We start from the raw sequence: 21,551 nt of genomic DNA, 5'->3' as shown, positions 1-21,551 counted from the left end.
GGCGAGTTGGTGCGGGTGGTTGCTGCTATGGCTGCGTGTCCCTCGCCCAACTCGCCGGTGGGGTGGCCGAGTTCGGCCGGGGACGGGATGGGCGGCCGGGGTGCCGCGGGGGGTCAGCCGCGGACGTTCAGGGCCCTGCGCAGGTCGTCGACCTGGTCGATGAGTTTGCGGCGCAGCGCGGGCAGCAGGTCGGTCCGGTCGAGGAAGGTCTCGCCGAGGTGGAGTGCGCCGGGGTCGACGGGGGTGGGGAAGGCGTAGCGGCCGGCGGCCTCGGCGATGGCGGGGCCGCGGCGGTCGGCGAGGGGGCCGGCGTCCTGGTAGTAGCGGGCGACGTAGGGCTGGAGCAGGTCGTTCTGTTCGGGTTGCCAGAAGCCCTGGGCGGTGGCGGCGAACAGGTAGTTGGACAGGGTGTCGCTCTGGAACATGGCGGTCCAGGCGGCTTCCTTGGCGTCGGGCGTGGGCAGGGCGGCGCGGCAGCGGGCGGCGCCTTCTTCGCCGGTGGCGCTGGGGTCGGCGGCGAGGTGGGCGGCGATCTCGGTGTCGGTGGTGGCGCCGAGGACGGCGAGGCGGGTCAGGATGCGCCAGCGCAGTTCGGGGTCGAGTGCGGGTCCGCCGGGGACGTGGCCCTCGTCCAGCCAACCGCGCAGGGTGTCGGGCTGGGCGGCGGCGTCGATGAAGTGGCGTACGGCGGTGAGGCGCAGGCCCGGGTTGGTGCCGTCCTCGGTGCGGCGGATGAGGTCGCGGGTGAGGTCGGTGAGCAGGGCGAGGGCGGCGGGGCGCTCGTCGGCGGGGAGGTAGCGGTCGGCGATGTGGGTGGCGGCGAAGGCGAGGACGCCCTGGACGATGGCGAGGTCGGCTTCGTGGCCGAGGTGGGTGCGGGCGGTCTCCAGGTAGGCGGTGGGGGCGAGTTCGCCGTCGCGGACCATGTCGCGCAGGGTGTTCCACAGGACGGCGCGGGTGAGGGCGTCGGGGACGCCGGACAGGCGGCGCAGGGTGGTTTCGGTGGAGGTGTCGTCGAGGCGCATCTTGGCGTAGGTGAGGTCCTGGTCGTTGAGGACGATCAGTGCGGGGCGCCGGCCGGGGCGTGTGGTGGCGGTGTCGCCCTGGGGTACGTCGAGGGCGAAGTGTTCGCGCGCGAGGAGGGCGGCGGGGTGGTGAGGGTCGGGGTCGTAGGCGCCGACGGTGAGGTGGTGGGGGCGGTCGCCGTGCTGGGTGACGGTGAGGTGCCAGGCGCCGTCGGCTTCGCGGACGGTGGGGGTGAGGGTGTCGGCTCCGGTGGTGGTGAGCCACTGGCGGGCCCAGGCGTGGACGTCGCGGTCGGTGGACGCGGCGAGGGAGTCGATGAGGTCGGCGAGGGTGGCGTTGGCGAACTTGTGCCGGGTGAAGTGGGTGTTGATGCCGGCGAGGAAGTCCTTCTCGCCGAGCCAGGCGACGAGTTGGCGCAGCGCCGAGGCGCCCTTGGCGTAGGAGATGCCGTCGAAGTTGAGCAGGGCGGAGGCGGTGTCGGGGACGTCGTCGGGGGTGGGGGCGACGGGGTGGGTGGAGGGGCGCTGGTCGGCGTCGTAGCCCCAGGACTTGCGGGCGATGCCGAACTGGACCCAGGTGTCGCGGAAGCGGGTGGCTTCGGTGAGGGTCTGGTAGCCCATGTATTCGGCGAAGGACTCGTTCAGCCAGATGTCGTCCCACCACCGGAGGGTGACGAGGTCGCCGAACCACATGTGGGCCATTTCGTGGGCGATGACCATGGCGCGGGTCTGGCGTTCGGTGTCGGTGACGGCGGAGCGGTAGACGAACTCGTCGCGGAAGGTGACGAGTCCGGGGTTCTCCATGGCGCCGGCGTTGAATTCGGGGACGAAGGCCTGGTCGTAGGAGTCGAAGGGGTAGGGCTCGTCGAACTTCTCGTGGTAGCGGTCGTAGCACTGCCGGGTGATCTCGAAGAGTTCTTCGGCGTCGGTGTCGAGGTGGGCGGCGAGGGAGCGGCGGCAGTGCAGGCCGAAGGGGAGCCCGGCGTGGCGGGTGGTCACCGAGTGCCAGGGTCCGGCGGCGACGGCCACGAGGTAGGTGGAGATGAGGGGGGTGGTGGCGGCTTTCCAGCGGCCGTCGTCCTGCCGCTGGGTGATGCCGTTGGCGAGGACGGTCCAGCCGTTGGGCGCGGTGACGGTGAGGTCGAAGGCGGCCTTCAGGTCGGGCTGGTCGAAGGCGGCGAAGACGCGCTGCACGTCGTCCATGAAGAGCTGGGTGTAGGCGTACGTCTCCCCGTCGGCGGGGTCGGTGAAGCGGTGGAGTCCCTCGCCGGTGCGGGAGTAGTCCATGACGGCGTCGACGCGCAGTTCGTGGGGGCCGGCGGTGAGGCGCAGCGGGAGCCGGTTGCCGGTGAGCGTGTCGGGGTCCAGGGGCGCGCCGTCGAGGGTGGCCGAGCGCAGGGCCGCGGGCTTGATCTCGACGAAGGTGTCTTCGGCGGTGCGGGCGGTGAAGTGGATGACGGTGCGGGAGGCGAAGGTGTCCTCGCCGGTGGTGAGGTCCAGGTCGATCGCGTACCGCTGTACGTCGAGGAGTCGGGCTCGGGTCTGCGCTTCGTCGCGCGTCAGTACGGACATGGGGCCATGCTGCCCGAACGGGGCGGGTGGGCACAGGGCGAGGCCCTCCGGGGGGCAGGGCAGGGCAGGGCCGGGGCGGCGGGGGTCCCTGGGCGGAGCCCGGCCTGCGGTGATGCGTGTCCCTGGGCGGGACCCGGCCTCAGGTGAAGCGGACCTGCGGGCCGGGACCCGGCCTCAGGTGATGCGTGTCCCTGGGCGGAGCACGGCCTCAGGTGATGCGGGCCTGCGGGCCGGACCCGGCCCCAGGTGAAGCGTGTCCCTGGGCGGAGCACGGCCTCAGGTGAAACGGGCCTGCGGGCCGGACCCGGCCCCAGGTGAAGCGTGTCCCTGGGCGGAGCACGGCCTCAGGTGAAACGGGCCTGCGGGCGGGACCCGGCCTCAGGTGAAGCGTGTCCCTGGGCGGAGCACGGCCTCGGGTGATGCGGGCGGATCGCGTCCGGCCAGCGGCGTGGGGGGCCATCGCGTCGGCGGGCGGTGTTGGGGCGCGGCGCATCGGGGCGGTGTGTGTGGGGCGCCGCGTCGGCGGGGTATTGGGGGGCTCGCGGCGGAGGGGCTGGGGGTCAGGCGGAGTTGGCGATCGTCTCGTGGTGCCTGATGACCTCGGCGATGATGAAGTTCAGGAGCTTCTCGGCGAAGGCCGGGTCGAGTTTGGCGCTCTCGGCGAGGCGGCGCAGCCGGGCGATCTGTTCGGCTTCGCGCGACGGGTCGGCCGGGGGAAGCCGGTGTTCGGCCTTGAGGTGGCCGACCTGCTGGGTGCATTTGAAGCGCTCCGCCAGCATGTGCACGACAGCGGCGTCGATGTTGTCGATGCTGTCGCGGAGCCGGGACAGCTCTGCCTGCACGGAGGGGTCGATCGTGGTCATGGTCGTCGAGCTTACGTGGCGTGGCCCGCGATCGTCGGGGGGTGTTCAGGATCCGGGATCTTGTCGCTCCAGCCGCCGGGCACGGTACGGGCCTGCTGCTCGCGGAAGCGTATGGGCGCGATGCCGACGCGGCGGGTGAAGAGCCGGGAGAAGTAGGCGGGGTCGTCGTAGCCGACGCGGCGGGCGACGGCGGCGACCGGTAGTTCGGTGGCGGCGAGGAGTTCCTTGGCGCGGCCCAGGCGGATGCCGAGGAGATAGTCCTTGGGGCTGCATCCGGCGCCCCGGCGCACCGCGGTGCGCAGTTCGGCGGGGGTCATGCCGTGCCGGGCGGCGTGCTCGGCCACCGACAGGGGCTGGAAGGCGTCGCGGGCGAGGGCGTCGAGGACGGGGTCGCCGTCGGGGGCGACGTCGGCGCGGGCACGGCGCAGCGCGACGAGCAGTTCGTGGACGGCGGCCGCGGTCTCGACCTCCAGGAGCGGGTTGCCGCGCCGGGCCGCCCTGGCGATGCGGCCGACGGCGGCGCGGGCGCCCACGGTGTCGCTGAGCGGCACCACGGGCTGGTCGGGTTCGATGTAGCCGAGTTCGGTGTACGTGGCGGCGGCGGGCCCGGCGAAGTCGACGAAGGACTCGTCCCAGCCGGTGGCGGGGTCGGGCCCGTAGTGGTGGGGAACGCCGGGGGTGAGCCAGATCAGGGCGGGCGCGGTGACGGGGACCTCACGGCCGTCGGCGCCGCGGAACCAGCCGGAGCCGGCGCCGATGACGACGGCGACGTAGTGGTCCAGGGTGCGGGGGCCCACGGTGGGCAGGGTGCCGTGCTGGAGACCGACACCGAGGCAGACCAGACCGAGCCGGTGATGGGCCGGGCTGGGGGTGAAATACCGCATCCAGGTGTGATACATGCCGGTTTCCGTTCTTGGCCGTCCCCCTTGTGTCCAATCAGCGCCGATCTTTGTCCATGGACCGGCGGCGCGCCAGGGGCGAGAGTGGCCGGGCGGAGTGACTGACACAAAGGGGCGGGGGGACCGGTGGGCGATTTCACCGTGGGAGACGAGGACTTTCTGCTCGACGGGCGTCCGGTGCGCCTGCTGTCGGGCGCGCTGCACTACTTCCGGGTGCACGAGTCGCAGTGGGGGCACCGGCTCGCGATGCTGCGGGCGATGGGCCTGAACTGCGTCGAGACGTATGTGCCGTGGAACCTGCACGAGCCGGGCCCCGGCCGGTACGAGGACGTCGGGGCGCTGGGCCGGTTCCTGGACGCGGCGCGGGCGGCCGGGCTGTGGGCGATCGTGCGGCCGGGGCCCTACATCTGCGCCGAGTGGGAGAACGGGGGCCTGCCGCACTGGCTGACGGGTCCGCTCGGGCGGCGGGCGCGTACGTGCGACGCGGAGTATCTGGAGCGGGTGGACCGCTGGTTCCGGGTGCTGCTCCCCCAGGTCGCCGAGCGCGGCATCGACCGGGGCGGACCGGTGCTGATGGTGCAGGTGGAGAACGAGTACGGCAGTTACGGCACCGACCGCGCCTATCTGGAGCACCTGGCCGGGCTGCTGCGCTCGTGCGGCATCACGGTGCCGCTGTTCACCTCGGACGGCCCTGAGGACCACATGCTGAGCGGGGGTTCGCTGCCGGGTGTCCTCGCCACGGCGAACTTCGGCAGCGGGGCGCGCGAGGCCTTCGGGGTACTGCGCCGCCACCAGCCGGCGGGGCCGCTGATGTGCATGGAGTTCTGGTGCGGCTGGTTCGACCACTGGGGTACGGACCATGTGGTGCGGGACGCGGCCGACGCGGCGGCGACGCTGGAGGAGATCCTGGCGTGCGGGGCGTCGGTGAACATCTACATGGCGCACGGCGGCACCAACTTCGGGGGCTGGTCGGGCGCGAACCGGGCCGGGGAGCTGCATGTGGGGGCGCTGGAGCCGACGGTCACCTCGTACGACTACGACGCGCCGATCGACGAGGCGGGGCGGCCGACGGAGAAGTTCTGGCGGTTCCGGGAGGTGCTGGCGAAGTACCAGGATGGGCGCCCGCTGCCCGAACTGCCACCGGAGCCCGTCGAGTTGGCGGTGTTGCGTGTAGGCGGCGCGGACGGGGGCGCCGCGGACGGGGTCATTCCTGACGGGGTCACCGCCGAGGGCTCGGCGGGGTCGCTCGTGGTCGCCCTCGACGGGTGGGCGGGGCTCGGCGAGGTGCTGGACGTGCTGGGGGGTGCGGAGCGGGAGTCTCCGGTGCCGCCGACGTTCGAGGAACTGGACGTCGACCGGGGCCTGGTCCGCTACCGGCTCGACGTGCCGGGGCCCCGACAGCCGTACGCGCTCGGGGTGCTCGGTCTCCGGGACGTGGCGACGGTGTACGTCGACGGGGTGCGCGCCGGGGTGCTGGACGGCGAGGAGGCCACGCTGCGCGATCCCGTGCCGGGGGGTGCGGCGGTCGAGCTGTGGGTGGAGTCCCTCGGCCGGGTCAACTACGGGCCGCGCAGCGGGGAGTCGAAGGGAATCGTGGGCGGGGTGCTGCACGAGCGGCAGTACCTGCACGGGGTGCGGGCGCGGGGGTTGCGGCTGGACGCCTTCGACTCCCCGGAGGCGGTGGGGAAGGTCGCGTTCGGGCCGGCGGGGGTGGCGGGGGCGGTCGGCCTGCACCGGGGCCGCGTGGAGCTCGCGCCGCCCCGGGCCCCTGGGGCGCCCGACGCGTACGCCTTCCTTCAACTCCCGGGCTGGGGGCGGGGGTTCGTGTGGGTGAACGGGTTCTGCCTGGGGCGGTACTGGGGGGTTGGGCCGCAGCGGTCGTTGTATGTGCCGGGGGCGGTGTTGCGGGGTGGGGGTAATGAGGTGTGGGTGCTTGAGGTTGGGGGCGGGGTGGGGTGAGCCGGGCCCCGGGGGGTGTTTTCCCACCCACCCGCCCGTGCGGCGGGGTTGGTTGGTTCCGGGCCCTCTGGGGCTCCGCCCCAGACCCCGAGGCACCTTCGCCCACCCACCCGCCCGTGCAGCCGGGTTGGATGGTTCCGGCCCTCCCGGGGCTCCGCCCCAGACCCCGAGGCACCTCGCCCACCCACCCACCCGTGCGGCGGGGTTGGATGGTTCCGGCCCCCTGGGGCTCCGCCCCAGACCCCGTTCGCGCCTGAACGGCGCTCGTCCTCAAACGCCGGACGGGCTGAAGGTGCCCCAGCACCGAGCAGCTAAGGGGCGCGAGGAACTGCGCGAGAAGCGACCACAACCCGCAGACGAAGACCGGTTTTGGGGCGCGGGAAAGGGCCGAAGCTGCCCGCCCGGCCCGACACCGGCTAGTTGGGGGCGCGGGGAACTGCGCGAGAAGCGACCACGATCCGCAGCCGACCGAGGTTTTTGGGGGCGCGGGGAACTGCGCGAGCAACCACGCACGATCCGCAGGATCAAGAAGGCTTAGGGGCGCGGGGAACTGCGCGAAAAGCGGCCACGGCCCGCAGGACCGAGACGGGCTGGGGCGCGGGGAACTGCGCGAAAGGCGGGGTCGGCGTGCAGGCCGAGGGGGGTGAGTGCCAGGGGGGTCAGGGGCGCGGGGAATCGCGCGGGCCGCCCCGGGGGCTAGGGCGCGTCCAGCGGTAAGGTCGCCAGAACCTGCCAACCCCCCTCCGGCGCCGGCCCCGCCACCAGCTCACCCCCCATCGCCACGACCCGCTCGGTCAGGCCCGCGAGGCCGAAGCCGCCACCCCGTGCCTGCTCCGCGAGCGCGACCCCGCTGGATCCGTCGTCGGCGACCCGTACCTCCAGGGCGCCGGCCGTGGCGCGGATGCCGATGCGTACGGCACTCGCGTCCGCCGCGTGTTTGCGGACGTTGGTCAGGGACTCCCGCACCACCCGGTGCGCGAGCGCCGCGGCGTCCCCGGGCAGCCGCTCCTCCAGGCCCGTCTCGATGGACAGGACGGCCGGGGGCCCGGCCCGGGAGAAGCGGGCCGCGAGTTCGCGGATCTGCGCGATCCCGGCCACCGGCTCGGTCTCCGCGGCGCCCTCCCGCAGCACCCGCACCAGGCGCCGCATCGCGCCGAGCGCCTCGCCCCCCGCCTCCTCGATGCGGGCGAACGACTCGGCGGCGCGCTCCCCCGACTGTGCGGTGAAGCGGGCGGCCTGGGCCTGCACGACGATGCCGGTGACATGGTGGGCGATCAAGTCGTGCAGTTCGCGGGCGAGTTCGATGCGTTCGGCGGTCCGTACCGCCTCCAGGTCACGCATCCGCTGGCCCGACTGGGCGCGCAACAGCAGGGAGTACGCGCTGACGACGACCGCGAGGACGGCGAAGAGCAGGGTGAACCGGCCCGGCTGCGCGTCGCGTACCGGCGCCGCCATGCAGCCGAGGGCGAGGAGCGGGCCGAGGACGGCGGCGGTGCGGGCCGGGGCGTACAGCAGCACGGAGGACAGCAGCACCAGGAGGGCGATGGCCTCGCCCATGCCCCACACGATGTCGGGGCGGCCGCTGAGGAGCAGCGCCACCGTGGCGGTCCAGCTCACGGCGGCCGCCGCCCAGGCGCGCGGCACCAGCGCCACCTTCGCCCAGGGCACCGCGCACAGGCACACCGCGATCCCGGCGCTCCACACGATGGCGTGCGGCCGGGTGGGCTGGCGGGCGAGGGCCACGCCTTCGTAGGTGACCAGGGCGACGAGGACAGCGGCGAGCAGGGGGCGGGCCGCGGCCACGGCCCGGGGATGGCGTCGCAGCCACCCGCGCACGGGACTCACGGGCACCCCACGAGGTGGCGAGGCCATGGACGCGCGGCGCGCACAGCGACACCCTCACCCACGTACGGCACCCCCACACCCCCACCCACGTACGGCACCCCCACAGCCACACCCCCACCCCCGGCCCCACCCACGTACGGCACCCTCACAGCCACACCCCGCACCGGCGTTCCCACCCGCACGCCGGCCTCACGGGCGCCTCATGCCGCGCCCGCCGTGAGTCCGCTCTCCCACGCCCACGCCGCGATCTCCACGCGGTTGCGGGCGCCGAGTTTGGCCTGGACGTTGGCGAGGTGGGTCTTCACGGTGGACAGCGAGACGTACAGTTCGCCGGCGATCTCGGCGTTGGTGGCGCCTCGCGCCAGACAGCGCACGACGTCACGTTCGCGGTCGGTGAGGGGCTCGGAGGGTGTGCGGGCGCCGTCGGAGGGGCGGGCGGCGGCGAGTTCCTTCAGGAGCCGGACGGTGATCGCGGGTGAGACGAGGGAGTCTCCGGCGGCCGCGGCTCGTACGGCCTCGACGAGCATTTCGGGGCTGGCGTCCTTGAGGAGGAAGCCGCAGGCGCCGCCGTGCAGGGCGGCGTGGACGTATTCGTCGAGGTCGAAGGTGGTGCAGATGACGATGCGGGGCCGCTCGCGGCCGGCCAGGCGGCGGGTGACTTCGAGTCCGTCGAGGCCGGGCATCCGGATGTCGAGGAGGAGGACGTCGGGCTGGAGGCGTTCGACGGCTTCGAGGGCGGCGTGGCCGTCGACGACATCGGCGAGGACCTCGATGTCGGTTCGGCTCTCCAGGATCATGCGGAACCCGGTCCTGACCATTTCCTGGTCGTCCGCGATGACCACTGTGATCGACATGTCCCTATATGAGCAGGTCCGGCCGGGCCCCCGCAAATGCGGGGCGCCCGGCCGGGCAGCGGTGTTCGACGCGGCCGCCGCCGGGGCCGGGCCGCGTTCGCGAAGCGACCCGCGGCCGCGGCGGCCCGACGGTGCCGGGCCGGCGCCGGGCTCAGCGGCACCGGCCCCCGGGGGGCGGACTCCGCGGCACCGTGCTCCGCGGCGCCGGACCCCCGGGCTCGGCGCCGCGACGCGGGGCCCTACAGCGTCGAGGCGGCCTGGGCTATCGCGGAGGCGAAGGTCGAGACCTCGGAGTAGACGCCGGGGTAGCCGGGCTCGGCGCAGCCCTGGCCCCAGCTCACGATGCCGACCTGGATCCAGGCGCCGGCGTCGTCCTTGCGGAACATCGGTCCGCCGGAGTCGCCCTGGCAGGTGTCGACGCCGCCCTGGGCGACATAGCCGGCGCAGATCTCGTCGCTGGGGACGAGATCGCTGCCGTACGCCTGCTGGCACTGCGCGTCCGAGACGAAGGGGACGCTCGCCTTGTAGAGGTAGCGCTGCTGACCGCCGCCCTCGCTGCGGGCGCCCCAGCCGGCGATGGTGAAGGTGCCGTTGTTGTACGCGGTGGTGGTGGCGATCTTGAGGGTGGGCTGGTTGATGGGCTTGGCCAGTTTGATCAGCGCCCAGTCCTTGCCCTTGCCGGTGTAGCCGGGGGCCTGGAGCACCTTGGTGGACTTCACCTTGATCGCGCTGGAACTCTGGAGGTCGACGACGCCACCGGTGGCGGTGATCGAGGTGTTGGTGCCGCTGCCGTCGACGCAGTGGGCGGCGGTGAGCACGATCTGCTGGGTGTACAGGGCGCCGCCGCAGCCCATGGAGAGCCGGACCATGAACGGGAACTCGCCCTGGGCGGCCCGGGTGCCGCCGACCACGGGCTGGGGTGCGGCGGGTGAGGCGAGGGCGTCGGTGGCGGGCAGGCTGATCGCGGCGGCGAGGACGGCCGTGACGGCCAGGCATCTGCGCAGGGCTCGCATGATTCTCTTCAACTGACTGCCTCTCGTGGGGGGTTGGCTGTCATGTGCGCCGAGGGGGACCGCGCCCGTCGATCGATAATGTCATGGGCGCGTCAAGGCGCGTTCGGATTATGCGGAGCCCGCGGCGGCCCTCACAAGGGCCACTTTCCGGCCAGTTCGCGGTCGGGCCGGCCGCCGCCCCCCGCGCTTACAGTGGAATCCGGCCCACGGTCGGGAACGCCGGTTCCGCGGCCGGGAACGGGGGTGGCAGCGTGGGCGTGTCGAGCCCGGTCGTGCACGGCTATCCGCACCTCGTCACCGTGCGCGCGGCCATCACCGCGCTGCACCGGCGCCTGACCTACGACGGTCTGCACGGGTACGCGACCAGCGTGCTCCCCGCCGATGTGGCCTTCGCCGACCAGGACGACCCGCACCTGGGGACCCAGCGGGTGGCCCGCGCCCTCGTCCAGCATCTGCGGCTGCCCGACGCGCGGATGATCGTGGGCTTTCGCGAGATGCGGCACGCGGCCAACGTCGAACTGACCGCCGGGCCCGAGTACTTCATCGAGCTGAACGACCGGTTCCGCAGCCACCGCCGGGACATCGGGGCCGCCCTCGCGCACGAGATCACCCATGTCCTGCTGCACCGCCTGGACCTGACGTTCCCCGGGACCCGCGACAACGAGATCCTCACCGACACCGCGACCACCTATCTGGGCGCCGGCTGGCTGCTGCTGGACGCGTTCCGCGAGGACGGGGTGTCCAGTCAGAAGCTGGGCTATCTGACGCCGGAGGAGTTCGGGTACGTCCTGGCCAAGCGGGCCGCGCTCTTCGGCGAGGACCCCTCGCCCTGGTTCACCAGCCCGCAGGCGTACCCCGCGTACAGGGCGGGCGCCGCGCTGGCGCGGCGGGACGGACAGCGGCCCCCGCTCAGCGCGGCCGGCTGGGCGGGGCGGCGGCGTTACGCCAAGGACCGCCGCCAGGCCCTGGAGCAGGGGGGCGGCCGGGCCGGACCCGGCTCCCCCTACTCCTTCGAGTCCGGGCCGCAGGGGCCGCGGGTGTGCTTCGCCTGCCCGACCTGCCACCAGCGGATCCGGGTGCCCGTGAGCGGCCGGGTCAGGGCCCGCTGCGGGCTGTGCCGCACGGTCCTGGAGTGCGACACCTGACCCCGTGAACCGCCTCCCTGCGCACGACAGGGCCCGCCCGTCCGGGATGGACGCGCGGGCCGGGGCAGGGGGGGGAGCAACCGCCGTGTCAGCAGCCGAAGTCGACGAGGCGGAAGGTGGCGTAGTGGTCGGCGGTGTAGTAGTCCTCCTGGGACCTCTCACCGGTGATGATCCGGCGCGTGCCGCGCGTCGGGGCGCCCGGGGTGATCACGGTGTACTCGTGGTAGTAGCCGGTGCTCCGCTGGGCCAGCACGCCTTCGCGGTTCTGGAAGACGACACCGTCCTGGGAGTACGGGAACGGGCCGCCCTGGTCGATGAGGCGCAGGGTGTCGTGCGCCTGGGAGGGCAGCGCGGAGTAACAGACGCTGCCGACCGAGGCCACGGACACGGACGTGGCGGAGGGGGCGAGGGGGGTGGCCGAGGCGTCGCCGGCGACCGGGCCGGCGAGGAGGGCGGCGGCCACGGCGAAGGCGCCACCGAGGGCTTTGATGCGCGGGGGGATGCTCATGCCGACATGATGACGCGCGTAGAGCGGCGGCCGTCAACGCCAACTCCGTTGAATTTTCTTCTTGTTCACCCAACCCGTCGATATGTTCACCAAGCCCGTCCGTCGCGTGACGGCGGGGCCATGGGCCGTTGATCCGGACGTGGTCCACGCCGTCATCGCGGGCCGCGCACCCGCGCCCTGCCGCCTAGCGCGAGCCGTACACCGCTCCCGGAGTCGCCGCCTCGGTGAGGAGTTTCAGCGCCGCCGTGCCGGCCTCGCGCGGGGTCCAGCGGGCCCCCTTGTCCACGGTGGGGCCGGGCCGCCAGCCCTCCATGACGGTGATGCGGCCGGCCTCCGCCTCGAAGACCCGGCCGGTGACGCCCTCGCTCGCGGCCGAACCCAGCCACACCACCAGGGGCGAGACGTTCTCCGGTGCCATCGCGTCGAAGGCGCCGTCCTTGCCGGGCGCGGCCATCGTGTCCGCGAAGGCGGTCTCGGTCATCCGGGTGCGGGCGGCCGGCGCGATGGCGTTGACCTGCACTCCATAGCGGCCCATCTCGGCCGCCGCGACCAGGGTGAGCCCCACGATCCCGGCCTTGGCGGCGCTGTAGTTGCCCTGTCCGACCGAGCCCAACAGGCCTGCTCCCGAGCTGGTGTTGACCACCCGGGCCGCGACCTCGCGGCCCGCCCTGGCCTCGGCGCGCCAGTACGCGGCGGCGTGTTTGAGGGGCAGGAAGTGGCCTTTGAGGTGGACCCGCATCACCGCGTCCCAGTCGTCCTCGTCCAGGTTGACCAGCATCCGGTCGCGCAGGAATCCCGCGTTGTTGACCAGGGTGTGCAGCGCTCCGAACGTCTCCACGGCCGTCGCGATCAGCGAGGCCGCGCCGTCGGTGGTGGCGATGTCGCCGCCGTGCGCGACGGCTTCACCGCCCGCCGCGCGGATCTCGTCCACCACCGACTGGGCCGGCCCACCGGACCCGCCCGCCCCGTCCAGTGCGACGCCGAGGTCGTTGACGACGACCCGGGCCCCCTGCTCGGCGAACGCCAGGGCGTGGGCGCGGCCCAGCCCCCGCCCCGCGCCGGTCACGACCACGACGCGTCCCGCGCACAACCCGCTCATCTTCCGTTCCCCTCAGGCTCGTTGAACGCTTCCGTCGATCGCTTCGGTCGATCCCCGCGGTTGACCGTGGCCGCGTCCAGGAAGGCGGGGCGTTCGCCGCCGCCGTGGACGAGCAGGGAGGCTCCGCTGATGTAGGCCGCCCGCGCGCCGGCGAGGAAGACGGCGGCGGCGCCGACCTCCTCCGGCTCGGCGAGCCGGCCGAGCGGCACGGTCGCGCCGACCCGGGCGACGCCGTCCGCGTCGCCGTAGTGCAGCTCGCTCGATTCCGTACGGACCATGCCGAGAACCAGCGTGTTGACGCGGACCTCGGGCGCCCATTCCACCGCCATGGAACGGGCGAGGCTGTCCAGACCGGCCTTGGCGGCGCCATAGGCGGCCGACCCCGGGGAAGGCCGCGCCCCGCTCACGCTGCCGATCATCACGACCGATCCCCGTGCGGCCCGCAGATACGGGCGGGCGGCGAGCGAGGCCGTGAGCGGGGCCACCAGGTTCAGCTCGACGACCCGTGCGTGGCGCTCCGCCTCGCCCTCGTCGAGCAGCCGGTGGGGCGTTCCGCCCGCGTTGTTGACCAGGGTGTCCAGGCGTCCGTAGTCCGTGGCGAGCGCCGCGAAGAAGTCGCGTACGGCGTCGGGTCGGCGCAGGTCGAGCGGGCGGAACTCGGCCGTGCGGCCCCCGGAGGCGATGGGTTCGCCGGGTGGTCTGCGGGCGCACACCACGACGTCCGCGCCCGCGTCGAGGAACGCCCTGGCGATGCCCGCGCCGACACCCCGGGTGCCACCGGTGACGACGACTGCCTTCCCGGCCAGCTCCATCCGCTGCTACCTTCCTCACCTAACAAATGTTTGGTGGAAAGGTAGCTGATCCGCCCATGGGTGTCTCCACCGCAAGCCCCGAGAAGGGCATCCGCCTCGTCACGGTCGACTTCCCGCCCGTCAACGCCCTTCCCGTACAGGGCTGGTACGAGCTCGCCGACGCGGTGCGCGCGGCGGGCCGCGATCCCGAGAACCGCTGTGTGGTGCTCGCCGCCGAGGGCCGCGGCTTCAACGCCGGGGTCGACATCAAGGAGGTGCAGCGCGACAGCGGCCACGGCGCGCTGATCGGCGCGAACCGGGGCTGCGCCGAGGCGTTCGCGGCGGTGTACGAGTGCGAGGTGCCGGTCGTCGCGGCGGTCGGCGGGTTCTGCCTGGGCGGCGGCGTCGGCCTGGTCGGCAACGCGGACGCGATCGTGGCGAGCGAGGACGCCGTCTTCGGCCTGCCCGAGCTGGACCGGGGCGCGCTGGGCGCCGCCACCCACCTGGCCCGGCTGGTCCCCCAGCACCTGATGCGCGCGCTGTACTACACCTCCCGTACGGTCTCGGCGCGGGAGCTGCACGCCCACGGATCGGTGTGGAAGGTGGTGGCCCGGGCCGAACTTCTCGCGCAGGCGCTGGAGTTGGCGCGCGAGATCGCCCGCAAGGACGGCACGCTCATCCGGCTCGCGAAGGCCGCCATCAACGGCATCGACCCCGTCGACGTTCGCCGCAGCTACCGCTTCGAGCAGGGCTTCACCTTCGAGGCCGGCCTCAGCGGCGTCGCCGACCGCGTCCGCGACACGTTCGCGCCGGGCGGCACGTCCCCAGCGGGTGGCCCGCCCGCACCGCCGGCCAGTGAGGGGGTTCGCCCGTGACGGACAAGACCATGACGCCCGAGGACGTCGTACGGCGGCTGCGCAGCGGGATGACCGTCGGCATCGGCGGCTGGGGCTCGCGCCGCAAGCCGATGGCGCTGGTGCGGGCCCTGCTGCGCTCCCCCGTCACCGATCTGACGGTGATCTCGTACGGCGGACCCGATGTCGGCCTGCTCGCGGCCGCCGGCCGGATCCGCAAACTCGTCGCGCCCTTCGCCACGCTCGACTCGATCCCCCTGGAGCCGCACTTTCGCGCGGCCCGCCAGGCCGGCGCCTTCGAGCTGATGGAGATCGACGAGGCGATGTTCATGTGGGGCCTGCACGCGGCGGCGAACCGGCTGCCGTTCCTGCCGGTGCGGGCCGGCATCGGCTCGGACGTGATGCGGGTCAACCCCCTTCTGCGCACGGTGACTTCACCCTATGAGGACGGCGAGACGTTCGTGGCGATGCCGGCACTGCGCATGGACGCGGCCCTCGTCCACCTCAACCGCGCCGACCGGCTCGGCAACGGCCAGTACCTGGGCCCCGACCCGTACTTCGACGACCTGTTCTGCGAGGCCGCCGACAGCGCGTACCTGTCGTGCGAGCGGATCGTGGACGGCTTCCGGGGCGCCCCGGCGCAGTCCCTGCTGATCAGTCGGTCCGCGGTCACCGGCGTCGTAGAGAGCCCGGGCGGCGCCCACTTCACCTCGTGCGCCCCCGACTACGGCCGCGACGAGCCGTTCCAGAAGCTGTACGCGAGCACGCCCTGGGCCGAGTTCGCCCAGCGGTTCCTGTCCGGGCCCGACGAGAAGTCCTACCAGAGCGCGGTCCAGAGCTGGCACGAGGAGCGGACGTGACGACGAGCGCCGTGCGGGTGACCCGCGCCGAGTACTGCGTGATCGCGTGCGCCGAGGCATGGCGCGACAACGGGGAGGTACTGGCGAGCCCCATGGGTCTGATTCCGTCGGTGGGGGCCCGTCTCGCCCGGCGGACCTTCTCGCCCGATCTGCTGCTCACCGACGGCGAGGCGATGCTGGTCGGCGCCGACGGGGAGCCGGAGGGCTGGCTGCCGTACCGCCGCCACCTCGCGATGGTCACCGGCGGGCGGCGGCACGTCATGATGGGCGCGAGCCAGATCGACCGGTTCGGCAATCAGAACATCTCCTGTGTCGGCGCGTGGGAGCGGCCTTCCCGCCAGCTCCTGGGCGTGCGCGGCGCGCCCGTCAACACCCTGAACAATCCGGTGAGTTACTGGGTGCCGAAGCACTCGGCCCGGGTCTTCGTGCCGAAGGTCGACATGATCTGCGGGGTCGGCTACGACAGCGCGGCCGCCGCAGGCCCGTCCGCCACCCGTTACCACCGCATCCCGCGCGTCGTCAGCGATCTGGGCGTCTTCGACTTCGCGACTCCGGACCACGCGATGCGGCTGGTCTCGCTGCACCCCGGGGTGGCCCTGGAGGAGGTGCGGGCGGCCACGGCGTTCGAACTGGCCGGCTGCGACGAGGCGGCGTACACCCGTGAGCCCACCGCCGAGGAGCTGCGCCTCATCCGCGAGGTCATCGACCCGGACGGCCTGCGCGACCGCGAGGTGGCGCGTTGACGCCCGCGCCCGCCACGCCCCCCGCGCTCGGGGCGCCCCGCATCGAGACGGCCCTGACGAAGCTGGTGGGCGTCCGGCATCCGATCGTGCAGACCGGCATGGGCTGGGTGGCGGGTCCCCGTCTGGTGTCGGCCACCGCGAACGCGGGCGCGCTCGGCATCCTGGCCTCCGCGACGATGACGGCCGGCGAACTGCGCCGCGCCATCCGGGAGGTGGCCTCCCGTACAGAGGCGCCGTTCGGGGTCAATCTGCGGGCGGACGCCGCCGACGCGCGCGAGCGGGTGCGGATCATCGTGGACGAGAGCGTGCGCGTGGCGTCCTTCGCCCTGGCCCCCTCCCGTGACCTCGTCGCCGAACTGAAGGACGCGGGGGTCGTCGTGATCCCCTCCATCGGGGCGCGCCGGCATGCGGAGAAGGTCGCGGCGTGGGGCGCGGACGCGGTGATCGTGCAGGGCGGCGAGGGCGGCGGCCACACCGGGCAGGTCGCGACCACCGTGCTGCTGCCGCAGGTGGTGGACGCGGTGGACATCCCGGTGATCGCGGCGGGCGGTTTCCATGACGGGCGGGGTCTGGTGGCGGCGCTCGCCTACGGCGCCGCGGGCGTGGCGATGGGGACCCGCTTCCTGCTCACCGCCGACTCGACGGTGCCCGACGCGGTGAAGGCGCGCTATCTGCGCGCCACCGTGCAGGACATCACGGTGACCACTGCCGTGGACGGCCTGCCGCACCGCATGCTGCGTACCGAATTCGTCGCGTCGCTGGAGCGGGCCGGGCGGACCCGGGCGCTGGCGCACGCGGTGCGCCGCGCCTCGGGCTTCCGGAAGATCTCCGGCCTGACCTGGCGTCAACTGGTCGCGGACGGCCTGAAGATGAAGCGCGGCAAAGACCTGACATGGAGTCAGACACTTCTGGCGGCGAACACCCCGATGCTCCTGAGGGCGGCGATGGTCGAGGGCCGTACGGATCTGGGAGTGATGGCCTCGGGCCAGGTGGCCGGGCTCATCGAGGACCTGCCGAGCTGCACCGAACTGGTCGCCCGGGTGATGGACGAGGCCGCGCACGTGCTTGCCGCTCTGCCCCGGGCGGAGTGAACCCCCACCGAAATCAAGGGAGTTGATTCCCGTGAACCGAAGAAGCAGCCGCACGGTGACACGTGCCGCCGCGGTGACGGCCGCCGTCGCCGCGACGCTGGCGCTCGGCGTGCCCGCCACGGCGTCGGCATCGGCATCGGCGCCGCCGGGCGTGACCGGCGCACACCGCCAGGCCGCGCCCGCGATCCGCCAGGTCGTGCTCCAGGGCGCGGTGAACGTCCGCGACCTGGGCGGCTACGGGACGTACGACGGCGCGCGGGTCCGCTACGGGCTCGCCTACCGGGCCGACGCGCTGAACAGGGCGACGGACGGGGACCTTTCGACGCTGGACCGGCTGGGCCTGCGCGAGGTGGTCGACTTCCGGGTGCCCCTGGAGCTCCAGTACGACGGCCCCGACCGGCTGCCGGCCGGGCTCGCCCCGATCTCGCGCCCGGTCACCGACAGCGGTCTGTACGCGCGGATGCTGGCCGCGATCGGCTCCAGGGACCCGGCGACGCAGGACGCGATGTTGGGCCACGGCCAGGCGGAGGAGCTCATGCGCGCCGAGTACCGGGCGTTCGTCTCGGACCCGGGCGCCCGCGCCGAGTTCGGGGCGACCCTCAAGGACCTGGCCTCGGCGCGTGGCCCGCTGCTCTTCCACTGCACCTCCGGCAAGGACCGCACCGGCTGGGAGAGTTACGTCCTGCTGCGCGCCCTCGGCGTGCCCGCCGCGACGGCCCAGCAGGACTACCTGGCGTCCAACGGGTTCCGGGCGGCGGCCGACGCGGCGCTGCGGGCGGCCCTGAAGCAGTCCGGCACGATGCGGGACCCGGATCTGCTGATCCCGCTCCAGGAGGTACGCGTCGACTACCTGGACGCGGCCCTGGACCGACTGACCGCGCTCTACGGCGACTTGTACGGGTATCTGACCCAGGGGCTCGGGCTTGGCCTGCGCGACCTCGCGGCGCTGCGGGCCCGGCTCGTGACCTGAGGGCCCGCCGGGGAAGGGCTCAGCCCCGGCCCCGGCCCGCGCCCGCCGCGCCACCCTGGCCCCGGCCGCGACCACCCTGGGAACGGGAGGCCGGCGCGCCCTGGCGGGAGGCCGCCGAACCCTGGGAACGAGAGGCCGCCGCGCCCTGGGTGCGTCCGCCCTGGGCGCGGGAGGCCGCGCCCTGGCCCGAACCCTGGGCGCGGGCGCTCTGCGCGCGGGCGGCGGACGGCTGGCCCGAACCCTGCGTGCGCGCGCCCTGCGAACGGGCCGCGGACGGCTGGCCCGAACCCTGGCCGCCGCCGCGGCGGCCGCGGCTGCGTCCCCCGGAGGCGGCACGCTTGGGCTCCGGCTGGGCCGGGACCTCGATGACGACGGGGATGCCGGACGGCTCGCGCGCGCCCGTGACCTGGACGAGCTCCTCGGAGCTCGACTTGATCTCGGCCGTGCGCGGGCGGATCCCGGCGAACGACATGAGCTTGGTCATCTCGCGCTTCTCGTCGGGCAGCACGAGCGTGACGACACTGCCCGACTCCCCCGCCCGCGCGGTGCGCCCGCCGCGGTGGAGGTAGTCCTTGTGGTCCGTCGGCGGGTCCACGTTGACGACCAGGTCCAGGTCGTCGATGTGGATGCCGCGCGCCGCGACGTTCGTCGCCACCAGCGCGGTGAGCTGGCCGTTCTTGAACTGGTCCAGGGTGCGGTTGCGCTGCGGCTGGGACCGTCCGCCGTGCAGGCCGCCCGCCCGGACGCCGCTCGCGAGCAGCCGCTTGACCAGCCGGTCGACCGAGCGCTTGGTGTCCAGGAACATGATCACGCGGCCGTCGCGGGCGGCGATCCGCGTGGTGACGGCCTTCTTGTCGGTCTCGTCCATGACGTACAGGACGTGGTGTTCCATCGTGGTGACGGCGCCCGCCGACGGGTCGACGGAGTGCACCACCGGGTCGGTGAGGAACATCCGGACCAGGCGGTCGATGTTGGCGTCCAGGGTCGCCGAGAACAGCATCCGCTGCCCGTCCGGCTCGACCTGCTTGAGCAGCGCCACGACCTGCGGCATGAAGCCCATGTCGGCCATCTGGTCGGCCTCGTCGAGGACGGTGACGCTCACGTTCTCCAGCGAGCAGTCACCCCGCTCTATGAGGTCCTTGAGCCGGCCCGGCGTGGCCACCATGACCTCGGCGCCGCGGCGCAGCGCGTTGGCCTGCTTGGTGAGGGAGAGACCGCCGACGACGGTGGTCAGGCGCAGGTTGACGGCCGTCGCGTACGGGGTGAGCGCGTCGGTGACCTGCTGGGCGAGCTCGCGCGTCGGTACGAGGACCATCGCGAGGGGCGCCTTGGGCTCGGCGCGCCGGCCCGCGGTGCGGGCGAGCAGGGCGAGGCCGAAGGCGAGGGTCTTGCCGGAGCCGGTGCGCCCACGGCCGAGGATGTCGCGGCCCGCGAGCGAGTTCGGCAGGGTGGCGCCCTGGATGGGGAACGGCTCGGTCACGCCGTGCGCGTCGAGCGTCTTGAGCAGCGCCGCGGGCATGTCCAGGTCGGCGAAGGCGTCGACGGCCGGCAGCGCGGGGGTGAGGGTCTCGGGCAGGGTGAACTCGCCCTGCGGCGCCATGGTCCGGCCCTTGGCGGGCTTGGCGGACTTGGCGGCGGGCCGGCCGGAGGCCCTACGTGCACCGGAACCGGAACCGGAACCGGAGCCGGAACGGGTGCCGGTACCGGCACCGGAAGCGGCACCGGAGCGCTTGCTGGTCATGCGCGTCATACAGAATTTGCCTTCCTGGGACAAGACAGCACAAGCCGGGGCCCGCACCTTCAGGGTGCGGGCCCCGGCTGCTAAATTCGCGAGCCGCAAAAGCCGCGGCTGCAAAATACGCCTCGTCGGCGATCAGGCGGGGAGAATGTTCTCCGCCTGGAGGCCCTTCTGGCCCTGGGTGACCTCGAAGGAGACCTTCTGGCCCTCGAGGAGCTCACGGAAGCCGGAGGAGGCGATGTTGGAGTAGTGGGCGAAGACGTCGGGGCCGCCGCCGTCCTGCTCGATGAAGCCGAAGCCCTTTTCCGAGTTGAACCACTTAACGGTGCCAGTAGCCATGTCATTTCTCCTAAGACAGGGGCAGTTCCGGAAATCCGCGGAATTACGGATTCCTCGTCGCCGCATTGAGCCCATCCGGAGAAACCCGGAAAACAAATATGCGCCTGAGGAGCATTCCCGTCAGGCGCACATAAAGTATATGGGTACCAAAACTGCAACGCGCCAACAGTAGCATGCCGCGGCTGAGGGCCGCCGTGACGGCGGTTACAGGCGCTCGATGATGGTGATGTTGGCCTGGCCGCCGCCCTCGCACATGGTCTGGAGGCCGTAGCGGCCGCCGGTGCGTTCCAGTTCGTGCAGCAGGGTCGTCATGAGTTTGGCGCCGGTCGCGCCCAGGGGGTGGCCCAGTGCGATCGCGCCGCCGTTGACGTTGACCCGGTCCGGGTCGGCGCCGGTCTCCTTGAGCCAGGCGAGCGCCACCGGCGCGAAGGCCTCGTTGATCTCGACGAGGTCGATGTCCTCGATCCTCAGGCCGGTCTTCTTCAGGGCGTACGCGGTGGCGGGGATCGGCGCGGACAGCATGCGGATGGGGTCCTCGCCGCGCACCGAGAGGTGGTGGACGCGGGCGCGGGGGGTGAGTCCGTGTTCGGCGACGGCGCGCTCGGAGGCGATGAGGAGGGCGGCCGCGCCGTCGGAGACCTGGGAGGAGCAGGCCGCGGTGATCGTGCCGCCCTCGACGACGGGTTTCAGGGCGGCCATCTTCTCCAGGGTGGTGTCCCTGCGCGGCCCTTCGTCGGTGGTGACGCCGGCGCAGGCCACGGTCTCGCGGTCGAAGCGGCCCTCGTCGATGGCGCGCAGGGCCCGTCGGTGGGAGCGCAGCGCGAACTCCTCCATGTCACCGCGCGTCACGCCCCATTTCTCGGCGATGAGCTGGGCGCCGTGGAACTGGTTGACGGGGGCGTCGCCGTAACGCGCCCGCCAGCCCTCGCTGCCGAGGAAGGGGCCCTCGGTCAGGCCGAGCGGTTCGGCGGCCTGGCGGGAGGCGAAGGCGATGGGGATCATCGACATGTTCTGGGTGCCGCCCGCCACCACCAGGTCCTGGGTGCCGGAGAGCACCGCCTGGGCCGCGAAGTGCAGGGCCTGCTGGGAGGAGCCGCACTGGCGGTCGACGGTCACGCCGGGCACCTCTTCGGGCAGGCCGGCCGCCAGCCAGGAGGTGCGGGCGATGTCGCCGGCCTGGGGGCCCACGGTGTCCAGACAGCCGAAGACGACGTCCTCGACGGCGGCGGGGTCGATCCCGCTGCGTTCGACGAGCGCGGTCAGCACCCGGGCGCCGAGGTCGGCGGGGTGGACCGCCGAGAGCCCTCCCCCGCGCCGGCCCACCGGGGTGCGCACCGCTTCGACAATGTAGGCCTCGGTCATGCCAACTCCCCAATTCTGTAC

Annotated in this window: 19 protein-coding genes; 7 read left to right on the top strand and 12 right to left on the bottom strand. The window is 73.1% G+C overall.

The genetic code is table 11. The annotated features are described in order from the left end of the window. Positions 1-113: 113 nt before the first annotated feature. The 3 genes from pepN to N4G70_RS05000 form a co-directional block, all read right to left on the bottom strand. Positions 114-2,597, bottom strand: a complete 2,484-nt coding sequence (pepN, locus tag N4G70_RS05010; protein ID WP_261711129.1) for an aminopeptidase N — start codon at positions 2,595-2,597, stop codon at positions 114-116. Positions 2,598-3,157: 560 nt separating this feature from the next. Beyond that, on the bottom strand, positions 3,158-3,460 hold the full coding sequence (locus N4G70_RS05005; protein ID WP_261711128.1) for a chorismate mutase: 303 nt from the start codon (positions 3,458-3,460) through the stop codon (positions 3,158-3,160). 11 nt (positions 3,461-3,471) lie between these two features. After that, positions 3,472-4,359 (bottom strand): AraC family transcriptional regulator, encoded by an 888-nt coding sequence (locus N4G70_RS05000; RefSeq protein ID WP_261711127.1) that lies wholly within the window; start codon positions 4,357-4,359, stop codon positions 3,472-3,474. A gap of 126 nt (positions 4,360-4,485) precedes the next feature. Between N4G70_RS05000 and N4G70_RS04995 the strand changes: the two genes are divergently transcribed. Next, complete coding sequence (locus N4G70_RS04995; protein WP_261711126.1) at positions 4,486-6,318, top strand: beta-galactosidase; 1,833 nt, start codon at positions 4,486-4,488, stop codon at positions 6,316-6,318. Between the two features lie 696 nt (positions 6,319-7,014). Here N4G70_RS04995 and N4G70_RS04990 read toward each other — a convergent pair. From N4G70_RS04990 to N4G70_RS04980, 3 genes are all read right to left on the bottom strand, one after another. Further along, a complete protein-coding gene (locus tag N4G70_RS04990; RefSeq protein ID WP_315904224.1) occupies positions 7,015-8,163 on the bottom strand; it encodes a histidine kinase in 1,149 nt (382 codons plus the stop codon). Between the two features lie 200 nt (positions 8,164-8,363). Further along, positions 8,364-9,017, bottom strand: coding sequence for a response regulator transcription factor (locus N4G70_RS04985; protein ID WP_261711125.1), 654 nt, complete (start codon positions 9,015-9,017; stop codon positions 8,364-8,366). Positions 9,018-9,256: 239 nt separating this feature from the next. Further along, positions 9,257-10,042, bottom strand: a complete 786-nt coding sequence (locus tag N4G70_RS04980; protein WP_261711124.1) for a trypsin-like serine protease — start codon at positions 10,040-10,042, stop codon at positions 9,257-9,259. Positions 10,043-10,281: 239 nt separating this feature from the next. Here N4G70_RS04980 and N4G70_RS04975 point away from each other — a divergent pair, with 239 nt between their 5' ends. Further along, positions 10,282-11,175: a hypothetical protein gene (locus tag N4G70_RS04975; RefSeq protein ID WP_261711123.1), complete on the top strand. Its 894-nt coding sequence runs from the start codon at positions 10,282-10,284 to the stop codon at positions 11,173-11,175. 88 nt (positions 11,176-11,263) lie between these two features. Here the strand turns inward: N4G70_RS04975 and N4G70_RS04970 are convergent, their stop codons facing one another. From N4G70_RS04970 to N4G70_RS04960, 3 genes are all read right to left on the bottom strand, one after another. After that, entirely contained in the window at positions 11,264-11,683 is a 420-nt protein-coding gene (locus N4G70_RS04970) for a ribonuclease domain-containing protein (protein WP_261711122.1), read from the bottom strand. Between the two features lie 184 nt (positions 11,684-11,867). Beyond that, positions 11,868-12,782: an SDR family oxidoreductase gene (locus N4G70_RS04965; RefSeq protein ID WP_261711121.1), complete on the bottom strand. Its 915-nt coding sequence runs from the start codon at positions 12,780-12,782 to the stop codon at positions 11,868-11,870. Then, positions 12,779-13,594, bottom strand: a complete 816-nt coding sequence (locus N4G70_RS04960) for an SDR family oxidoreductase (protein WP_261711120.1) — start codon at positions 13,592-13,594, stop codon at positions 12,779-12,781. Before N4G70_RS04960 ends, N4G70_RS04965 begins: the two co-directional genes overlap by 4 nt. 56 nt (positions 13,595-13,650) lie before the next feature. Between N4G70_RS04960 and N4G70_RS04955 the strand changes: the two genes are divergently transcribed. The 5 genes from N4G70_RS04955 to N4G70_RS04935 are packed head-to-tail and all read left to right on the top strand — an operon-like array spanning position 13,651 to position 18,091. Beyond that, entirely contained in the window at positions 13,651-14,448 is a 798-nt protein-coding gene (locus N4G70_RS04955; protein ID WP_261711119.1) for an enoyl-CoA hydratase family protein, read from the top strand. Continuing rightward, positions 14,445-15,287: a CoA transferase subunit A gene (locus tag N4G70_RS04950; protein ID WP_261711118.1), complete on the top strand. Its 843-nt coding sequence runs from the start codon at positions 14,445-14,447 to the stop codon at positions 15,285-15,287. The genes N4G70_RS04955 and N4G70_RS04950 overlap by 4 nt, the downstream gene beginning before the upstream one ends. Next, entirely contained in the window at positions 15,284-16,030 is a 747-nt protein-coding gene (locus tag N4G70_RS04945; protein WP_261711117.1) for a CoA-transferase subunit beta, read from the top strand. The genes N4G70_RS04950 and N4G70_RS04945 overlap by 4 nt, the downstream gene beginning before the upstream one ends. Before the next feature lie 41 nt (positions 16,031-16,071). Continuing rightward, the gene (locus tag N4G70_RS04940; RefSeq protein ID WP_261711381.1) at positions 16,072-17,121 is read left to right on the top strand and encodes a nitronate monooxygenase family protein; all 1,050 of its coding nucleotides are present in this window, start codon (positions 16,072-16,074) and stop codon (positions 17,119-17,121) included. 31 nt (positions 17,122-17,152) lie between these two features. Next, positions 17,153-18,091 (top strand): tyrosine-protein phosphatase, encoded by a 939-nt coding sequence (locus N4G70_RS04935; RefSeq protein WP_315904223.1) that lies wholly within the window; start codon positions 17,153-17,155, stop codon positions 18,089-18,091. 19 nt (positions 18,092-18,110) lie between these two features. Here N4G70_RS04935 and N4G70_RS04930 read toward each other — a convergent pair whose 3' ends face one another. The 3 genes from N4G70_RS04930 to N4G70_RS04920 form a co-directional block, all read right to left on the bottom strand. Then, positions 18,111-19,832: a DEAD/DEAH box helicase gene (locus N4G70_RS04930; RefSeq protein WP_399034152.1), complete on the bottom strand. Its 1,722-nt coding sequence runs from the start codon at positions 19,830-19,832 to the stop codon at positions 18,111-18,113. Positions 19,833-19,964: 132 nt separating this feature from the next. Then, positions 19,965-20,168, bottom strand: coding sequence for a cold-shock protein (locus tag N4G70_RS04925; RefSeq protein ID WP_053727847.1), 204 nt, complete (start codon positions 20,166-20,168; stop codon positions 19,965-19,967). Positions 20,169-20,372: 204 nt separating this feature from the next. Further along, positions 20,373-21,530: an acetyl-CoA C-acetyltransferase gene (locus tag N4G70_RS04920; RefSeq protein ID WP_261711116.1), complete on the bottom strand. Its 1,158-nt coding sequence runs from the start codon at positions 21,528-21,530 to the stop codon at positions 20,373-20,375. Between the last annotated feature and the right edge of the window lie 21 nt (positions 21,531-21,551).

Origin of the sequence: Streptomyces sp. ASQP_92, assembly GCF_025399895.1 — a bacterium.
GTDB lineage: Bacteria > Actinomycetota > Actinomycetes > Streptomycetales > Streptomycetaceae > Streptomyces.
Note: the sequence above shows the minus strand (reverse complement) of the source record. Positions and strands in the feature narration are given on the sequence as shown.

Bases quoted from the DNA above. Each gene is read 5' to 3' on its own strand.
- N4G70_RS04985 (WP_261711125.1), bottom strand. From the start codon at position 9,017: ATGTCGATCACAGTGGTCATCGCGGACGACCAGGAAATGGTCAGGACC.
- N4G70_RS04970 (WP_261711122.1), bottom strand. From the start codon at position 11,683: ATGAGCATCCCCCCGCGCATCAAAGCCCTCGGTGGCGCCTTCGCCGTG.
- N4G70_RS05005 (WP_261711128.1), bottom strand. From the start codon at position 3,460: ATGACCACGATCGACCCCTCCGTGCAGGCAGAGCTGTCCCGGCTCCGC.
- N4G70_RS04960 (WP_261711120.1), bottom strand. From the start codon at position 13,594: ATGGAGCTGGCCGGGAAGGCAGTCGTCGTCACCGGTGGCACCCGGGGT.
- N4G70_RS05000 (WP_261711127.1), bottom strand. From the start codon at position 4,359: ATGTATCACACCTGGATGCGGTATTTCACCCCCAGCCCGGCCCATCAC.
- N4G70_RS04965 (WP_261711121.1), bottom strand. From the start codon at position 12,782: ATGAGCGGGTTGTGCGCGGGACGCGTCGTGGTCGTGACCGGCGCGGGG.
- N4G70_RS04925 (WP_053727847.1), bottom strand. From the start codon at position 20,168: ATGGCTACTGGCACCGTTAAGTGGTTCAACTCGGAAAAGGGCTTCGGC.
- N4G70_RS04930 (WP_399034152.1), bottom strand. From the start codon at position 19,832: ATGACCAGCAAGCGCTCCGGTGCCGCTTCCGGTGCCGGTACCGGCACC.
- N4G70_RS04955 (WP_261711119.1), top strand. From the start codon at position 13,651: ATGGGTGTCTCCACCGCAAGCCCCGAGAAGGGCATCCGCCTCGTCACG.
- N4G70_RS04920 (WP_261711116.1), bottom strand. From the start codon at position 21,530: ATGACCGAGGCCTACATTGTCGAAGCGGTGCGCACCCCGGTGGGCCGG.
- pepN (WP_261711129.1), bottom strand. From the start codon at position 2,597: ATGTCCGTACTGACGCGCGACGAAGCGCAGACCCGAGCCCGACTCCTC.